The following is a 12,933-nucleotide window of genomic DNA, read 5'->3' as shown; positions in this document are numbered from 1 at the left end:
ACTTTGATCGTCTGGGAATGTCTTTATAAACTCTAAAATATTCTCACCCTGAAATATCTTTTCCATATCCTTGTATTTACTATAAATATAAGTGTTTTTTATGTAAGTAACTCGATATAATTTTTTATGGATAGGGAACCAAGGTTTGATAATTTCGGAAAATTTACCTTGAGCTAATTCAAAACCTAAATCAAATTTGTTCCCAAATTCATCAACATTCTCTTCCCAACTAATCTCTACGATTACTTCTTTTAAAGGAGCGTTTTTAAGTTTATTTATTATCACTCATACATTTTTTTTTTGTAAATATACCAAAATACTTCCGATTATGAAAACTGCATACAACTTGCTTATACGTATTACTTTGTCGTACAGATTCACCCATTAAGCATTTGCTTTATACACAAAAACGCATTAAAAAAAGGGCTTACTTTAAAAGTAGCCCTTCATTTTAAAAATATTCTGTTCGGTTAGTAATGATTAACTATCCGCTTCAATTGAATAGTATCCAATCTTAGCCTTTTATGTTTTCAATAAACTGATCGAATAAATAAGACGAATCATGTGGTCCCGGGCTGGCTTCCGGATGGTATTGAACAGAGAAACAATTTTTGTTTTTCATTCGCATCCCTGCCACTGTTCCGTCGTTTAAGTGAAGATGCGTGATCTCCAAATCAGGATGATTGTCCAACTCTTCTTTGTTTACGGCAAAACCATGATTTTGAGAAGTGATTTCTCCTTTTCCGGTAATGATGTTTTTTACAGGATGGTTGATTCCTCTGTGACCGTTAAACATCTTATAGGTTGAAATTCCGTTCGCCAAACCAATTACTTGATGACCCAAACAAATTCCAAATAAAGGGTTATCGTTTGCAAGAATGGCTTTTGCTAACTCAATAGCACTGGATAGCGGCTCAGGATCACCAGGTCCATTGGATAAAAAGTACCCATCTGGATTAAATGCAGCTAAATCCTGGTAAGACGCATCAAAAGGAAACACTTTGATATAGCAATCTCTTTTGGCCAGATTACGAAGGATATTCATTTTAATTCCTAGATCAAGTGCGGAAATTTTATAGGTTGCGTTTTCATCACCAAAAAAGTAAGGTTCGGTGGTAGAAACTTTAGAAGCTAATTCCAAGCCTTTCATATCCGGCACTTTTGCCAATGCAATTTTCAATTCTTCAATCGGCGTATCATCTGTACAAATTACAGCATTCATTGCACCATTGTCGCGTATGTAACTTACCAAAGCACGTGTATCCACATCAGAGATACAGATCAGGTTTTGTTTTGTAAAATACTCCTCTAAACTCCCGGAAGCTCTTTCACGAGAATAATTGAAGCTAAAGTTTTTACAAACCAAACCAGCTATTTTAATACTATCAGATTCAATTTCTGAATCGTTTACTCCATAATTCCCAATATGCGCATTGGTGGCTACCATTAATTGACCAAAATAAGAAGGGTCAGTAAATATTTCTTGGTAACCGGTCATTCCTGTGTTAAAACAAACTTCCCCATAAGTAGTCCCGCTGATTCCGATAGATTTACCATGGAATATGGTCCCGTCACTTAATAGAAGAATTGCTTTTTGTCGTGTTGTATATTTCATTCGTTGCTTTCTATTATTTTTTTAATAGTCTCATGTAACTCGAAAAACGCGTTTCATGTGTAGTTAAATATGGTGCAAATTTAATTCTTTAAAGTAATGGATGCAATCTTTTTAAAATTTATATTTTAAGATCCCAATCCTACCGGAATTACCAGCAATACCAGTTCAAACACTCGATTCTTTTTATAAAGAACTTCCTATGAAAAACGAATTGAAAGTTCTTTTAAACCCCTACTGTTGTATTCCTGCATTTAAAAAAAATCAAAAAAAAAGGATAAACTAGTACTAGCTTATCCTTGATTCTTATTGAATTATTATTTTCATAATTATTCAGCAGTCTCTGTAGTTGTTTCAGAGTCAGCAACTGGAGCTTCTTCAGTAGCTTCATCTGCTTTCTTAGCTTTACCACCACGACGGCTTTTTGCTTTTTTAACTTCTTTTTTACCACCATTGTAAAGTTCATTGAAATCTACTAATTCGATCATTGCCATATCAGCATTATCTCCTAAACGATTTCCAACTTTAATGATACGAGTGTATCCACCTGGACGGTCTCCTACTTTAGCAGCTACGTCTCTGAACAAGTCAGTTACCGCATATTTGCTACGTAAGTATCCAAAAACGATACGACGATTGTGCGTTGTGTCAGCTTTTGATTTTGTTATTAAAGGCTCAACAAATTGTTTAAGCGCTTTTGCTTTAGCAACAGTAGTGTTAATACGTTTGTGCTCGATAAGAGAACAAGCCATATTAGCTAACATAGATTTTCTATGTGCAGTCTGTCTGCTTAAGTGATTGAATTTTTTTCCGTGTCTCATTGCTTTATGAAATGTAACCCGCCAAGGCGGATTAGATTATTCTTTATCTAGTTTGTATTTTGCTAAATCCATACCGAAGTTTAAATTTTTAACTGCAACAAGCTCATCAAGTTCAGTTAAAGATTTTTTACCAAAATTACGGAATTTCATTAGGTCATTTTTATTGAACGATACTAAGTCACCAAGTGTATCAACTTCAGCCGCTTTCAAACAATTTAATGCTCTTACAGAAAGATCCATATCAACAAGCTTAGTTTTAAGCAATTGTCTCATATGTAATGACTCTTCATCATACGATTCTGTTTGTGCAATTTCGTCAGCCTCGAGAGTAATTCTTTCGTCAGAGAATAACATGAAATGGTGAATTAAAACTTTTGCAGCTTCAGTAAGGGCATCTTTTGGATTGATTGAACCATCCGTTTTTATTTCAAAAACTAATTTTTCATAATCTGTTTTTTGCTCTACACGGAAGTTTTCAATCGCATATTTTACATTTTTTACCGGAGTAAAAATGGAGTCTGTAAAAATAGTTCCAATTGCAGCATTCTGTTTTTTGTTCTCTTCAGCAGGAACATATCCTCTACCTTTTTCGATCGTTAAATCGAAATTAAGTTTGATCTTACTGTCTAAATTACAGATCACCAGTTCTGGATTCAAAACTTGGAAACCTGAAATAAATTTTTGAAAATCACCAGCTGTTAATTGATCTTTACCTGAAACAGAAATAGTAACTGATTCATTATCTATATCTTCAATTTGACGTTTGAAACGTACTTGTTTAAGATTAAGAATAATTTCGGTAACGTCTTCAACAACTCCTGAAATAGTAGAAAACTCATGATCTACACCTTCAATGCGAACAGATGTAATTGCATAACCTTCTAATGCTGAAAGCAAAACTCTTCTAAGTGCATTACCAACGGTCAATCCGTATCCAGGTTCTAAAGGTCTAAATTCAAATTTACCTTCAAAATCGGTTGAATCGATCATGATAACTTTATCGGGCTTCTGAAAATTAAATATTGCCATAAATTTCGACTAAGTCAATTATTATTTGTTGTACAACTCTACGATTAATTGTTCTTTAATGTTTTCTGGGATTTGAAGTCTCGCAGGTACAGTAACGAAAGTACCTTCTTTGATATCATTATTCCAAGTAATCCATTCATAAACATGACTTGAATTAGATAAAGAACGTTCGATAGCTTCTAAAGATTTAGATTTTTCACGAACAGCAACTTTATCACCAGGCTTAAGGTGGTAAGAAGGAATATTAACCACTTCACCGTTTACGGTAACGTGTCTGTGAGAAACGATTTGACGCGCACCTCTTCTAGAAGGAGCAATACCCATTCTAAAAACAACGTTGTCTAATCTTGCTTCACACAATTGTAATAATACTTCACCAGTAACTCCTTTAGTAGCTGATGCTTTTTCGAATAAGTTTCTGAATTGTTTTTCTAATATTCCGTAAGAATATTTAGCTTTTTGCTTTTCCATCAACTGGACAGCATATTCAGACTTTTTTCCTCTTTTTTTAGCCATCCCGTGTTGTCCAGGTGGGTAATTTCTTTTTTCGAAAGCTTTATCGTCTCCGAAAATTGCTTCGCCAAATTTACGAGCGATTTTGGTTTTTGGACCAGTATATCTTGCCATTTTAAAAAATTTAAGGTAGAGATTATGAATTCAGGTCATATCCTCCGATAATCTATATTCTACCTATGTTATACTATATAATATTTTGAGTATTAAACTCTACGTCTTTTAGGAGGACGACATCCGTTGTGAGGCATTGGAGTTACATCGATAATCTCTGTTACTTCAATTCCACCGTTATGCAAAGAACGGATAGCAGACTCACGTCCGTTTCCTGGTCCTTTAACATAAACCTTTACTTTTTTAAGTCCAGCTTCAAGAGCTACTTTACTACAATCTTCTGCTGCCATTTGGGCTGCGTATGGAGTGTTCTTTTTAGAACCTCTAAAACCCATTTTACCAGCTGAAGACCAAGAAATAACTTCACCTTTTTTGTTTGTCAAAGAAATGATGATATTGTTAAAAGTAGCAGAAATATGAGCTTCTCCCGTTGATTCAACGATAACTTTACGTTTTTTTGCAGTTGCTTTAGCCATATTACTTATTATTTAGTTGCTTTTTTCTTGTTGGCAACAGTTTTTCTCTTACCTTTTCTTGTTCTAGAGTTGTTTTTAGTTCTTTGTCCTCTTAATGGAAGACCTGATCTATGACGGATACCTCTATAACATCCTATATCCATTAAACGTTTGATGTTCAAAGAAACTTCAGAACGTAATTCTCCTTCAATTTTGAAAGCTGATACTGCTTCACGAATTGCTCCGATCTCATCATCATTCCAGTCTTGAACTTTTTTATCTTGGCTAACTTGAGCTTTTTCTAAAATCTCAATAGCTCTACTTCTTCCTAATCCGAAGATATAGGTAAGTGCTATAACACCTCTCTTATTTTTTGGGATATCTACCCCTGCTATTCTTGCCATAATTATCCTTGTCTTTGTTTAAATCTAGGATTCTTTTTGTTTATTACGTACAATCTCCCTTTTCTTCGCACAATTTTGCACTCGGGACTTCTCTTTTTTACTGAAGCTCTAACTTTCATTTTGAATATCCTTTAATATCTATAAGTAATTCTTGCTTTTGACAAATCGTAAGGGCTCATTTCTAGTTTCACTTTATCACCAGGTAATAATTTGATGTAATGCATGCGCATTTTTCCAGATATGTGGGCGATTACAATATGTCCATTCTCTAACTCTACACGGAACATCGCATTTGATAATGCTTCAATGATGGAACCGTCTTGTTCTATTGCTGATTGTTTTGCCATAAGTTAAGCTACTGCTTTTCTATTTTTACCACTCTTCATTAAACCGTCATAATGTTTGTTTAACAAGTACGAATTGATTTGTTGAATTGTATCTATGGCAACACCAACCATAATTATTAATGAAGTACCTCCAAAAAACATTGCCCAAGATTGCTGAACATCCATAAGACTCACAACAATTGCTGGGAACACAGCGATTAAGGCAAGAAATAAAGATCCTGGAAAAGTTATTAAAGACATCACTTTGTCAAGAAAATCAGAAGTCTCCACTCCCGGTCTTACACCTGGAATAAAACCACCACTTCTCTTTAAATCATCAGACATCTTATTAGTAGGCACTGTGATTGCAGTATAGAAGAAAGTAAATACAACAATTAACGTTGCAAAAACCAAATTATACCAGAACCCGAACATATTACTAAAAGCGCCCACAATTGATTGTGATGTATCTGATTTTGATAAACCTGCTACAGCAGCAGGAATAAACATAATTGCCTGAGCAAAGATAATAGGCATCACTCCGGAAGCATTAAGCTTCAAAGGAATCCATTGTCTGTTGCCACCCATTAAGTCTTGTTCGTAATCTCCTGAAGAAGTACGACGAGCGTACTGAACCGGTATTTTTCGAACTGCCATAACAAGTAATACACAGGCAATAATAACCAATAACCAAATGATAATTTCAATAACCAATAACATTGGTCCACCGTTATTATTGGTAACTCTGGTGGTAAATTCCTGGATAAAAGCCTGTGGGAATCTAGCCAAAATACCAACCATAATTAACAATGATATACCGTTACCAATACCTTTGTCAGTAATCTTCTCTCCTAACCACATGGCGAAAATCGTCCCTGTAACTAAAATAATTACTGAAGAAAATAAGAATTCAAATGAATTAAATCCTAACAAAAAAGCACTACTAGGCAATGTTCTGTACAAATTGTAAATGTACGTTGGACCTTGCACCAAAGTAATACCTATTGTCAACCAACGGGTAATTTGATTAATCTTTTTTCTACCACTTTCACCGTCACTTTGAAGCTTTTGCAAATACGGAATCGCAATTCCCATTAACTGAACAACAATAGATGCAGAAATATATGGCATTATACCTAAAGCAAAAACCGAAGCTTTAGAGAAAGCACCTCCTGTAAACATGTCTAGGATCGATCCAATACCATTTTTGGTTTGGCCCGCTAAGCTGTTTAATTGAGTTGCATCAATTCCAGGAAGTGTAACGTGTGCTCCAAAACGATAAACTAAAAGAAGTCCTAATGTGATCAGGATTCTATTTTTCAGTTCCTCAATTTTCCAAACATTACTTAATGATTCAATAAATTTCTTCATCTTAATAGAAAAATTATATTGTTACAGCTTCTCCACCAGCAGCTTCAATAGCAGCTTTTGCAGTAGCGGTAAATTTGTGAGCGGTTACTTTTAATTTCGCTGTCAATTCTCCTCTTCCTAAAATCTTAACGATTTCATTTTTAGTAGCCAAACGATTTGCAACATAAACTGTCATATCAACAGCATCTGTTATCACACCATTATCTACCAATAATTGAAGTGTATCAAGATTAACACCTTCGTATTCTTTACGATTGATGTTTGTGAAACCAAACTTAGGCACACGTCTTTGAAGTGGCATTTGACCACCTTCAAAACCAATCTTTTTAGAATAACCAGAACGAGATTTTGCTCCTTTGTGACCTCTTGCAGAAGTACCACCTTTTCCGGAACCTTCTCCTCTACCTAATCTTTTATTTTGATTGTGTGTAGCACCTTCAGCAGGTTGTAAGTTACTTAAATTCATAACAGTATTTGTTATTTAGTTTCTTCAACAGAAACTAAGTGTTTAACTTTATTTATCATCCCAAGGATTGTAGGGTTTGAATCATGCTCTACAACTTGTCCCATTTTACGTAGACCTAAAGCTTCTAATCCTCTCTTTTGAGTAAGAGGACAGTTGATTTTGCTTCTAACTTGTTTTACTAATAATTTAGCCATAATTTCCTTGAATTAACCTTTAAAAACTTTTTCTAAAGAAACGCCTCTTTGTTTTGCAACAGTATAAGCACTTCTCATTTGCAATAAAGCATCAAAAGTTGCCTTAACTACGTTGTGAGGATTTGATGATCCTTGTGATTTAGATAATACATCATGAATCCCTACTGATTCAAGAACTGAACGAACAGCTCCACCAGCAATAACTCCTGTACCATGAGAGGCAGGAATTAAGAATACACGTGCACCACCAAATTTACCTTTTTGTTCGTGAGGAACTGATTTTCCGTTCAAAGGAATTTTCACTAAATTTTTCTTAGCATCTTCCACTGCTTTCGCAATTGCTTCAGAAACATCTTTAGATTTTCCTAATCCGTGTCCAACCACTCCATTTTCATCACCTACAACTACAATAGCAGAAAAACCAAAAGCTCTACCACCCTTTGTAACCTTAGTAACACGATTTACACTTACCAAACGGTCTTTTAATTCAAGACCACTTGGTTTTACTAACTCTACATTCTTGTATTTATTAGACATACTATATTAGAATTTAAGTCCAGCCGCTCTTGCGCCTTCCGCTAATGATTTAATACGACCGTGATATAAATAACCTCCTCTATCGAAAGTTACTACGTCTATCCCAGCTTTTAAAGCTTTTTCAGCAACCAGTTTTCCAACTGCTGTAGCCACTTCAATGTTCGTACCGTTACCTATTTCTTTTTCTCTTGAAGAAGCCGCCAATATAGTAACTCCGTTTACATCATCAATAAGTTGAGCGTAAATTTCTTTGTTACTTCTAAACACAGATAGTCTTGGATTAGTAGCAGTACCACTAATTGTTTTTCTAATTCTGAATCTAATTCTTTGTCTTCTTTCAGGTTTTGTTAATGACATAATCTTATTTTTTAAGCTGATTTACCTGCTTTTCTTCTTAATACTTCACCTACAAATTTAACACCTTTTCCTTTATACGGCTCTGGCTTACGGAAACCTCTGATTTTCGCAGCTACCTGACCTAAAAGTTGTTTGTCAAATGATGTTAATTTAACAATTGGGTTTTTACCTTTTTCAGATATAGTTTCCAAAGTTACTTCTGGAGCAACTTCTAAAACAATATTGTGAGAATATCCAAGAGCTAAATCTAACTTTTGTCCTTGATTAGAAGCTCTATAACCAACTCCTACCAATTCTAAAGATTTTGTAAAACCTTCATTTACACCAATAATCATGTTATTGATTAAAGATCTATATAAACCATGTTTTGCTCTTTGGTCTTTGTGATCAGACGATCTATCCACTTGAACCTGACCGTCTTCAACTGTTACAGTAACGTCCGAAAACTCCTGTGTAAGTTGACCATTTTTTCCTTTTACTGTAATAATACCATTTGCAACTTCAACAGTTACACCAGCAGGGATTACAACCGGATTTTTACCTATTCTTGACATCTTCTACTATTTTAATGATTAGTAAACGTAACAAATTACTTCACCACCAACATTTAACTGTCTGGCTTTCTTTCCTGTCATCAAACCTTTTGATGTAGAAACAATAGCAATTCCTAATCCGTTAAGGATTCTTGGAATAGATGAAGAACCTGAATACTTACGTAAACCTGGTTTACTAATTCTCTGGATATCTTTAATTACTGACTCTTTAGTATCTTTATCATACTTCAAAGCAATTTTGATTGAACCCTGAACAGCGTTGTCTTCAAATTTGTAACTCAAGATATAACCTTGATCAAATAAGATCTTAGTTATTTCTTTTTTTAGATTAGATGCAGGAATTTCGACAACTTTGTGGTTTGCAGCCACAGCGTTACGAACTCTCGTCAAATAATCTGCAATAGGATCTGTATACATGTGTATTAATTTGCGGTTTTGGTTTTCAGCAAACGATTTGCCGAACCTGAAACCAATTTATAAATGTTTATGATACAGACAAAACTTACGTTCAGTCTGTATCAGGACGCAATAAATTACGTCTTACCAAGATGCCTTTTTAACACCAGGTATCAATCCATTATTTGCCATTTCACGAAATGTAACACGTGAAAGACCGAATTGACGCATATACCCTCTTGGTCTACCTGTTAATTTACAACGATTGTGCAAACGAACTGGTGAAGCATTTTTTGGTAACTTTTGCAAACCTACGAAATCTCCAGCTTCTAACAAAGCTTTTCTTTTCTCAGCATACTTAGCTACTGTTTTTTCTCTCTTAACCTCGCGGGCTTTCATTGATTCTTTAGCCATGTCTTAATTCTTTTTAAAAGGTAATCCTAATTCTGTCAATAGAGACTTTGCTTCTTTATCTGTTTTTGCACTAGTTACAAAAGAGATATCCATTCCTGAAATTTTGTTTACTTTGTCAATATCAATTTCCGGGAAAATGATTTGCTCCAAAACTCCAAGGTTGTAATTTCCTCTTCCGTCAAATCCAGTAGCTTTAATACCACTGAAATCTCTTACACGTGGTAAAGCTGAAGTAATAAGTCTATCTAAAAACTCATACATTCTTTCTCCACGCAAAGTAACTTTTGCTCCAATCGGCATCCCTTTTCTCAATTTGAATGACGCAACGTCTTTCTTTGAAATTGTAGATACTGCTTTCTGTCCAGTGATCTTTGTTAACTCATCAACCGCATAGTCGATTAGTTTTTTATCAGATACAGCTGCACCAACTCCTTTACTTAAAACGATTTTTTCCAATTTTGGAACTTGCATTACGTTTACGTATCCGAATTCCTCTTTAAGAGCAGCAATTACTCTGCTCTTATATTCTTCTTTTAGTCTAGGTATATACGCCATTACTATAGTACTTGATTAGATTTTTTTGAAAATCTTACTTTCTTATCTCCTTCTACTCTAATACCAACTCTAGTTGTTTCCTTAGTTTTAGGATCAATTAAAGAAATATTAGATATTTGTATAGAAGCTTCTTTCTTTACGATACCACCTTGAGGGCTTTTTGCACTAGGTTTCGTATGTTTTGAAACCATGTTTACACCTTCAACAATCGCTTTGTTTTTCTCACGGTACACACGTAATACTTTACCTTCAGCACCTTTATGGTCTCCAGCAATTACTCTTACGATGTCACCTGATTTTATTTTTAGCTTTATCATCTTAAAAACGAATTAAAGCACTTCTGGTGCTAATGATACAATTTTCATGAATTGTTTTTCACGAAGTTCTCTTGCTACCGGACCAAAAACACGAGTTCCTCTCATTTCACCAGCAGCATTCAACAACACACATGCGTTGTCATCGAATCTGATGTATGAACCATCGGCTCTTCTTACTTCTTTTTTGGTACGTACAACAACTGCAGTTGAAACAGCTCCTTTTTTAACGCTTCCGTTAGGAGCAGTATCTTTGATAGAAACTACAATCTTGTCACCAACAGAGGCATACCTTCTTTTGGTACCTCCTAAAACACGGATAGTTAAAACTTCCTTTGCTCCAGTGTTATCTGCTACTTTTAGTCTTGATTCTTGTTGTACCATAATTATTTAGCTCTTTCTAGGATTTCAACTAACCTCCAACATTTTGTTTTACTCATAGGACGCGTTTCGCTAATCCTTACAGTATCTCCAATGTTGCAGTCGTTCTTTTCGTCGTGTGCGTGATACTTTTTAGTTTTCAACACGAACTTACCGTATAATGGGTGTTTAACTTTACGCACTTCTGCAACAACAATAGACTTATCCATTTTGTCCGAAGTAACAACACCAACTCTTTCTTTTCTTAAATTTCTTTTTTCTTCCATCTTTCAGCAGAATACAGTTATTGTAACTCTCTTTTAGTAAGTTCTGTAGCTAATCTTGCAACTGTTCTTCTTACACTTCTAATTTGAAGTGGGTTCTCAATTGGAGAAATAGCGTGAGCCATTTTTAGGTCGGCATATGCCTTCTTAGTCTGGCTAAGTTTTTCTTGCAACTCCGCTGCAGAAAGATCTTTTATTTCTGATTGTTTCATAATATCTAATTAATTATGCTTCGAAATCTCTAGCAACAACGAATTTAGTTTTTACTGGAAGCTTTTGAGCTGCAAGACGTAACGCCTCTTTTGCAACTGATAAAGGTACTCCTCCAACTTCAAACATAATTCTTCCGGGTTTAACAACGGCAGCCCAATACTCAACTGCACCTTTACCTTTACCCATACGTACCTCAAGAGGTTTCTTAGTAATTGGTTTGTCTGGAAATATTTTGATCCATAATTGTCCCTCTCTCTTCATAAAACGAGTTGCAGCGATACGCGCAGCTTCAATTTGACGAGAAGTTAAGAACATTCCATCTTCATGTACAGATTTAATACCAAACATTCCATTAGAAAGTTCATGTCCTCTTTGAGAATTTCCTTTCATTTTACCCTTTTGTACCTTACGGTATTTTGTTCTTTTAGGCTGTAACATTTTTCTTTAGTTTAAAAATTTACTTTCTTTTACGAGCGTCTGGTTTTCCACCTTTATTAAAAGGTTTTCTATCTCCTCTAGGAGATTCACCACCTTTACCACCACCAGTTCCGGATTGTTTTTTATCCATTCCTGCAAGCGGGGAAAGATCTCTCTTTCCATAAACTTCACCTTTCATGATCCATACTTTGATTCCCATTCTACCATAAGTAGTATGAGCTTCAGCCAAAGCATAATCAATGTCAGCTCTGAAAGTTGATAGAGGAATTCTACCTTCTTTGAAACCTTCTGAACGTGCCATTTCAGCACCATTCAAACGACCAGAAATCAGAACTTTAATTCCTTCAGCGTTCATACGCATAGAGGCTGCGATTGCCATTTTAATAGCACGTCTGTAAGAAATTCTGCTTTCGATCTGACGACAGATACTAGTTGCAACTAGATAAGCGTCAAGCTCAGGTCTTTTGATTTCAAAGATGTTAATTTGAACCTCTTTGTCAGTAATTTTCTTAAGTTCTTCTTTTAACTTGTCTACCTCTTGTCCACCTTTTCCGATAATGATACCAGGTCTGGCAGTAGTGATAGTAACGGTTACAAGTTTTAAAGTTCTCTCGATGATTACTTTCGATACACTAGCTTTTGATAAACGAGCATGGATATACTTTCTGATTTTGTGATCTTCGGCAAGTTTATCACCGTAATCATTTCCACCATACCAGTTTGAGTCCCATCCTCTGATGATACCAAGTCTATTTCCAATTGGATTTGTCTTTTGTCCCATGCTGCTTAAGAATTGCTTTGTGTGTTATTGATAGCTCCAAGCACGATTGTTACGTGGTTAGAACGTTTTCTAATTCTGTGTGCTCTTCCTTGTGGAGCTGGACGAAGTCTTTTCAACATCATTCCACCATCAACTCGGATTTCCTTAACAAATAAACCAGCTTCTTCCATATTAGCTTCAGGGTTTTTAGCTTGCCAGTTGGCAATTACTGATAAAACCAATTTTTCTAATTTTCTTGAAGCTTCTTTAGAACTGAATCTTAAGATGTTAAGTGCTCTTTCTACCTTCTGACCTCTTACTAGATCTGCTACTAAGCGCATTTTTCTAGGTGAAGTAGGGCAGTTATTTAACTTTGCAAAAGCCAATGACTTGTTAGCCTCTTTTCTTGCATCTGCTGTTTCTCTTTTACGAACTCCCATTGCTTC

The 12,933-nt window shown here is 35.2% G+C and carries 25 protein-coding genes; all 25 read right to left on the bottom strand.

All coding sequences use genetic code 11. The features are described 5' to 3' along the window. Positions 1-285: hypothetical protein (locus ACNQGH_RS16655; protein ID WP_417957135.1), on the bottom strand; the 285-nt coding region annotated here is incomplete at its 3' end. 229 nt (positions 286-514) lie between these two features. Beyond that, positions 515-1,615: a glutamine-hydrolyzing carbamoyl-phosphate synthase small subunit gene (gene carA, locus ACNQGH_RS16650; protein ID WP_417957134.1), complete on the bottom strand. Its 1,101-nt coding sequence runs from the start codon at positions 1,613-1,615 to the stop codon at positions 515-517. Between the two features lie 326 nt (positions 1,616-1,941). After that, positions 1,942-2,433, bottom strand: a complete 492-nt coding sequence (rplQ, locus tag ACNQGH_RS16645) for a 50S ribosomal protein L17 (protein WP_417957133.1) — start codon at positions 2,431-2,433, stop codon at positions 1,942-1,944. 36 nt (positions 2,434-2,469) lie between these two features. After that, complete coding sequence (locus ACNQGH_RS16640; protein WP_039110214.1) at positions 2,470-3,462, bottom strand: DNA-directed RNA polymerase subunit alpha; 993 nt, start codon at positions 3,460-3,462, stop codon at positions 2,470-2,472. Positions 3,463-3,483: 21 nt separating this feature from the next. Then, positions 3,484-4,089, bottom strand: a complete 606-nt coding sequence (gene rpsD / locus ACNQGH_RS16635) for a 30S ribosomal protein S4 (RefSeq protein ID WP_417957132.1) — start codon at positions 4,087-4,089, stop codon at positions 3,484-3,486. A gap of 92 nt (positions 4,090-4,181) precedes the next feature. Continuing rightward, positions 4,182-4,565 (bottom strand): 30S ribosomal protein S11, encoded by a 384-nt coding sequence (rpsK, locus tag ACNQGH_RS16630; RefSeq protein WP_024981527.1) that lies wholly within the window; start codon positions 4,563-4,565, stop codon positions 4,182-4,184. An 8-nt stretch (positions 4,566-4,573) separates the two neighbouring features. Then, positions 4,574-4,948, bottom strand: a complete 375-nt coding sequence (gene rpsM / locus ACNQGH_RS16625; protein WP_155075737.1) for a 30S ribosomal protein S13 — start codon at positions 4,946-4,948, stop codon at positions 4,574-4,576. A 2-nt stretch (positions 4,949-4,950) separates the two neighbouring features. Next, a complete protein-coding gene (ykgO, locus tag ACNQGH_RS16620) occupies positions 4,951-5,067 on the bottom strand; it encodes a type B 50S ribosomal protein L36 (protein ID WP_008992256.1) in 117 nt (38 codons plus the stop codon). Positions 5,068-5,079: 12 nt separating this feature from the next. Then, a complete protein-coding gene (gene infA, locus ACNQGH_RS16615) occupies positions 5,080-5,295 on the bottom strand; it encodes a translation initiation factor IF-1 (RefSeq protein WP_007136545.1) in 216 nt (71 codons plus the stop codon). 3 nt (positions 5,296-5,298) lie between these two features. After that, positions 5,299-6,645, bottom strand: coding sequence for a preprotein translocase subunit SecY (gene secY / locus ACNQGH_RS16610; RefSeq protein ID WP_417957131.1), 1,347 nt, complete (start codon positions 6,643-6,645; stop codon positions 5,299-5,301). Positions 6,646-6,658: 13 nt separating this feature from the next. After that, a complete protein-coding gene (gene rplO / locus ACNQGH_RS16605; protein WP_417957130.1) occupies positions 6,659-7,111 on the bottom strand; it encodes a 50S ribosomal protein L15 in 453 nt (150 codons plus the stop codon). Positions 7,112-7,122: 11 nt separating this feature from the next. Then, on the bottom strand, positions 7,123-7,305 hold the full coding sequence (rpmD, locus tag ACNQGH_RS16600) for a 50S ribosomal protein L30 (RefSeq protein WP_035668100.1): 183 nt from the start codon (positions 7,303-7,305) through the stop codon (positions 7,123-7,125). Positions 7,306-7,317: 12 nt separating this feature from the next. Continuing rightward, positions 7,318-7,842: a 30S ribosomal protein S5 gene (gene rpsE / locus ACNQGH_RS16595; RefSeq protein ID WP_417957129.1), complete on the bottom strand. Its 525-nt coding sequence runs from the start codon at positions 7,840-7,842 to the stop codon at positions 7,318-7,320. 6 nt (positions 7,843-7,848) lie between these two features. Then, positions 7,849-8,199 carry a 50S ribosomal protein L18 gene (gene rplR, locus ACNQGH_RS16590; protein WP_113636694.1) on the bottom strand — a complete coding sequence of 117 codons (351 nt, stop codon included), beginning with the start codon at positions 8,197-8,199 and terminating at the stop codon, positions 7,849-7,851. A gap of 11 nt (positions 8,200-8,210) precedes the next feature. Continuing rightward, the gene (gene rplF, locus ACNQGH_RS16585) at positions 8,211-8,753 is read right to left on the bottom strand and encodes a 50S ribosomal protein L6 (RefSeq protein ID WP_282711763.1); all 543 of its coding nucleotides are present in this window, start codon (positions 8,751-8,753) and stop codon (positions 8,211-8,213) included. A gap of 18 nt (positions 8,754-8,771) precedes the next feature. Continuing rightward, complete coding sequence (gene rpsH / locus ACNQGH_RS16580; RefSeq protein ID WP_039110221.1) at positions 8,772-9,170, bottom strand: 30S ribosomal protein S8; 399 nt, start codon at positions 9,168-9,170, stop codon at positions 8,772-8,774. A 123-nt stretch (positions 9,171-9,293) separates the two neighbouring features. Next, a complete protein-coding gene (rpsN, locus tag ACNQGH_RS16575) occupies positions 9,294-9,563 on the bottom strand; it encodes a 30S ribosomal protein S14 (RefSeq protein WP_007136553.1) in 270 nt (89 codons plus the stop codon). Between the two features lie 3 nt (positions 9,564-9,566). Further along, on the bottom strand, positions 9,567-10,118 hold the full coding sequence (rplE, locus tag ACNQGH_RS16570) for a 50S ribosomal protein L5 (RefSeq protein WP_091173704.1): 552 nt from the start codon (positions 10,116-10,118) through the stop codon (positions 9,567-9,569). Positions 10,119-10,120: 2 nt separating this feature from the next. After that, entirely contained in the window at positions 10,121-10,435 is a 315-nt protein-coding gene (gene rplX, locus ACNQGH_RS16565) for a 50S ribosomal protein L24 (RefSeq protein ID WP_035668111.1), read from the bottom strand. A 12-nt stretch (positions 10,436-10,447) separates the two neighbouring features. Next, positions 10,448-10,816 (bottom strand): 50S ribosomal protein L14, encoded by a 369-nt coding sequence (gene rplN, locus ACNQGH_RS16560; protein WP_026717863.1) that lies wholly within the window; start codon positions 10,814-10,816, stop codon positions 10,448-10,450. A 2-nt stretch (positions 10,817-10,818) separates the two neighbouring features. Next, positions 10,819-11,079, bottom strand: coding sequence for a 30S ribosomal protein S17 (gene rpsQ, locus ACNQGH_RS16555; RefSeq protein ID WP_039110222.1), 261 nt, complete (start codon positions 11,077-11,079; stop codon positions 10,819-10,821). A gap of 17 nt (positions 11,080-11,096) precedes the next feature. After that, positions 11,097-11,288 carry a 50S ribosomal protein L29 gene (gene rpmC, locus ACNQGH_RS16550; RefSeq protein WP_035668115.1) on the bottom strand — a complete coding sequence of 64 codons (192 nt, stop codon included), beginning with the start codon at positions 11,286-11,288 and terminating at the stop codon, positions 11,097-11,099. Positions 11,289-11,301: 13 nt separating this feature from the next. Beyond that, the gene (rplP, locus tag ACNQGH_RS16545; RefSeq protein ID WP_007803637.1) at positions 11,302-11,727 is read right to left on the bottom strand and encodes a 50S ribosomal protein L16; all 426 of its coding nucleotides are present in this window, start codon (positions 11,725-11,727) and stop codon (positions 11,302-11,304) included. Positions 11,728-11,746: 19 nt separating this feature from the next. After that, positions 11,747-12,508 carry a 30S ribosomal protein S3 gene (gene rpsC, locus ACNQGH_RS16540; RefSeq protein WP_416836432.1) on the bottom strand — a complete coding sequence of 254 codons (762 nt, stop codon included), beginning with the start codon at positions 12,506-12,508 and terminating at the stop codon, positions 11,747-11,749. Positions 12,509-12,513: 5 nt separating this feature from the next. Beyond that, positions 12,514-12,927 carry a 50S ribosomal protein L22 gene (rplV, locus tag ACNQGH_RS16535; RefSeq protein WP_035668120.1) on the bottom strand — a complete coding sequence of 138 codons (414 nt, stop codon included), beginning with the start codon at positions 12,925-12,927 and terminating at the stop codon, positions 12,514-12,516. Positions 12,928-12,933 lie beyond the last annotated feature (6 nt).

The organism is Flavobacterium kochi (genome assembly GCF_048286715.1).
Lineage (GTDB): Bacteria > Bacteroidota > Bacteroidia > Flavobacteriales > Flavobacteriaceae > Flavobacterium.
The sequence above is the reverse complement of the archived record's forward strand: the minus strand, read 5'-3'. Positions and strand labels throughout refer to the sequence as shown.

What these genes read in the sequence shown, in the direction of transcription:
- carA (WP_417957134.1), bottom strand. Translation starts at nt 1,615, where the DNA reads ATGAAATATACAACACGACAAAAAGCAATTCTTCTATTAAGTGACGGG.
- rplQ (WP_417957133.1), bottom strand. Translation starts at nt 2,433, where the DNA reads ATGAGACACGGAAAAAAATTCAATCACTTAAGCAGACAGACTGCACAT.
- ACNQGH_RS16640 (WP_039110214.1), bottom strand. Translation starts at nt 3,462, where the DNA reads ATGGCAATATTTAATTTTCAGAAGCCCGATAAAGTTATCATGATCGAT.
- rpsD (WP_417957132.1), bottom strand. Translation starts at nt 4,089, where the DNA reads ATGGCAAGATATACTGGTCCAAAAACCAAAATCGCTCGTAAATTTGGC.
- rpsK (WP_024981527.1), bottom strand. Translation starts at nt 4,565, where the DNA reads ATGGCTAAAGCAACTGCAAAAAAACGTAAAGTTATCGTTGAATCAACG.
- rpsM (WP_155075737.1), bottom strand. Translation starts at nt 4,948, where the DNA reads ATGGCAAGAATAGCAGGGGTAGATATCCCAAAAAATAAGAGAGGTGTT.
- ykgO (WP_008992256.1), bottom strand. Translation starts at nt 5,067, where the DNA reads ATGAAAGTTAGAGCTTCAGTAAAAAAGAGAAGTCCCGAGTGCAAAATT.
- infA (WP_007136545.1), bottom strand. Translation starts at nt 5,295, where the DNA reads ATGGCAAAACAATCAGCAATAGAACAAGACGGTTCCATCATTGAAGCA.
- secY (WP_417957131.1), bottom strand. Translation starts at nt 6,645, where the DNA reads ATGAAGAAATTTATTGAATCATTAAGTAATGTTTGGAAAATTGAGGAA.
- rplO (WP_417957130.1), bottom strand. Translation starts at nt 7,111, where the DNA reads ATGAATTTAAGTAACTTACAACCTGCTGAAGGTGCTACACACAATCAA.
- rpmD (WP_035668100.1), bottom strand. Translation starts at nt 7,305, where the DNA reads ATGGCTAAATTATTAGTAAAACAAGTTAGAAGCAAAATCAACTGTCCT.
- rpsE (WP_417957129.1), bottom strand. Translation starts at nt 7,842, where the DNA reads ATGTCTAATAAATACAAGAATGTAGAGTTAGTAAAACCAAGTGGTCTT.
- rplR (WP_113636694.1), bottom strand. Translation starts at nt 8,199, where the DNA reads ATGTCATTAACAAAACCTGAAAGAAGACAAAGAATTAGATTCAGAATT.
- rplF (WP_282711763.1), bottom strand. Translation starts at nt 8,753, where the DNA reads ATGTCAAGAATAGGTAAAAATCCGGTTGTAATCCCTGCTGGTGTAACT.
- rpsH (WP_039110221.1), bottom strand. Translation starts at nt 9,170, where the DNA reads ATGTATACAGATCCTATTGCAGATTATTTGACGAGAGTTCGTAACGCT.
- rpsN (WP_007136553.1), bottom strand. Translation starts at nt 9,563, where the DNA reads ATGGCTAAAGAATCAATGAAAGCCCGCGAGGTTAAGAGAGAAAAAACA.
- rplE (WP_091173704.1), bottom strand. Translation starts at nt 10,118, where the DNA reads ATGGCGTATATACCTAGACTAAAAGAAGAATATAAGAGCAGAGTAATT.
- rplX (WP_035668111.1), bottom strand. Translation starts at nt 10,435, where the DNA reads ATGATAAAGCTAAAAATAAAATCAGGTGACATCGTAAGAGTAATTGCT.
- rplN (WP_026717863.1), bottom strand. Translation starts at nt 10,816, where the DNA reads ATGGTACAACAAGAATCAAGACTAAAAGTAGCAGATAACACTGGAGCA.
- rpsQ (WP_039110222.1), bottom strand. Translation starts at nt 11,079, where the DNA reads ATGGAAGAAAAAAGAAATTTAAGAAAAGAAAGAGTTGGTGTTGTTACT.
- rpmC (WP_035668115.1), bottom strand. Translation starts at nt 11,288, where the DNA reads ATGAAACAATCAGAAATAAAAGATCTTTCTGCAGCGGAGTTGCAAGAA.
- rplP (WP_007803637.1), bottom strand. Translation starts at nt 11,727, where the DNA reads ATGTTACAGCCTAAAAGAACAAAATACCGTAAGGTACAAAAGGGTAAA.
- rpsC (WP_416836432.1), bottom strand. Translation starts at nt 12,508, where the DNA reads ATGGGACAAAAGACAAATCCAATTGGAAATAGACTTGGTATCATCAGA.
- rplV (WP_035668120.1), bottom strand. Translation starts at nt 12,927, where the DNA reads ATGGGAGTTCGTAAAAGAGAAACAGCAGATGCAAGAAAAGAGGCTAAC.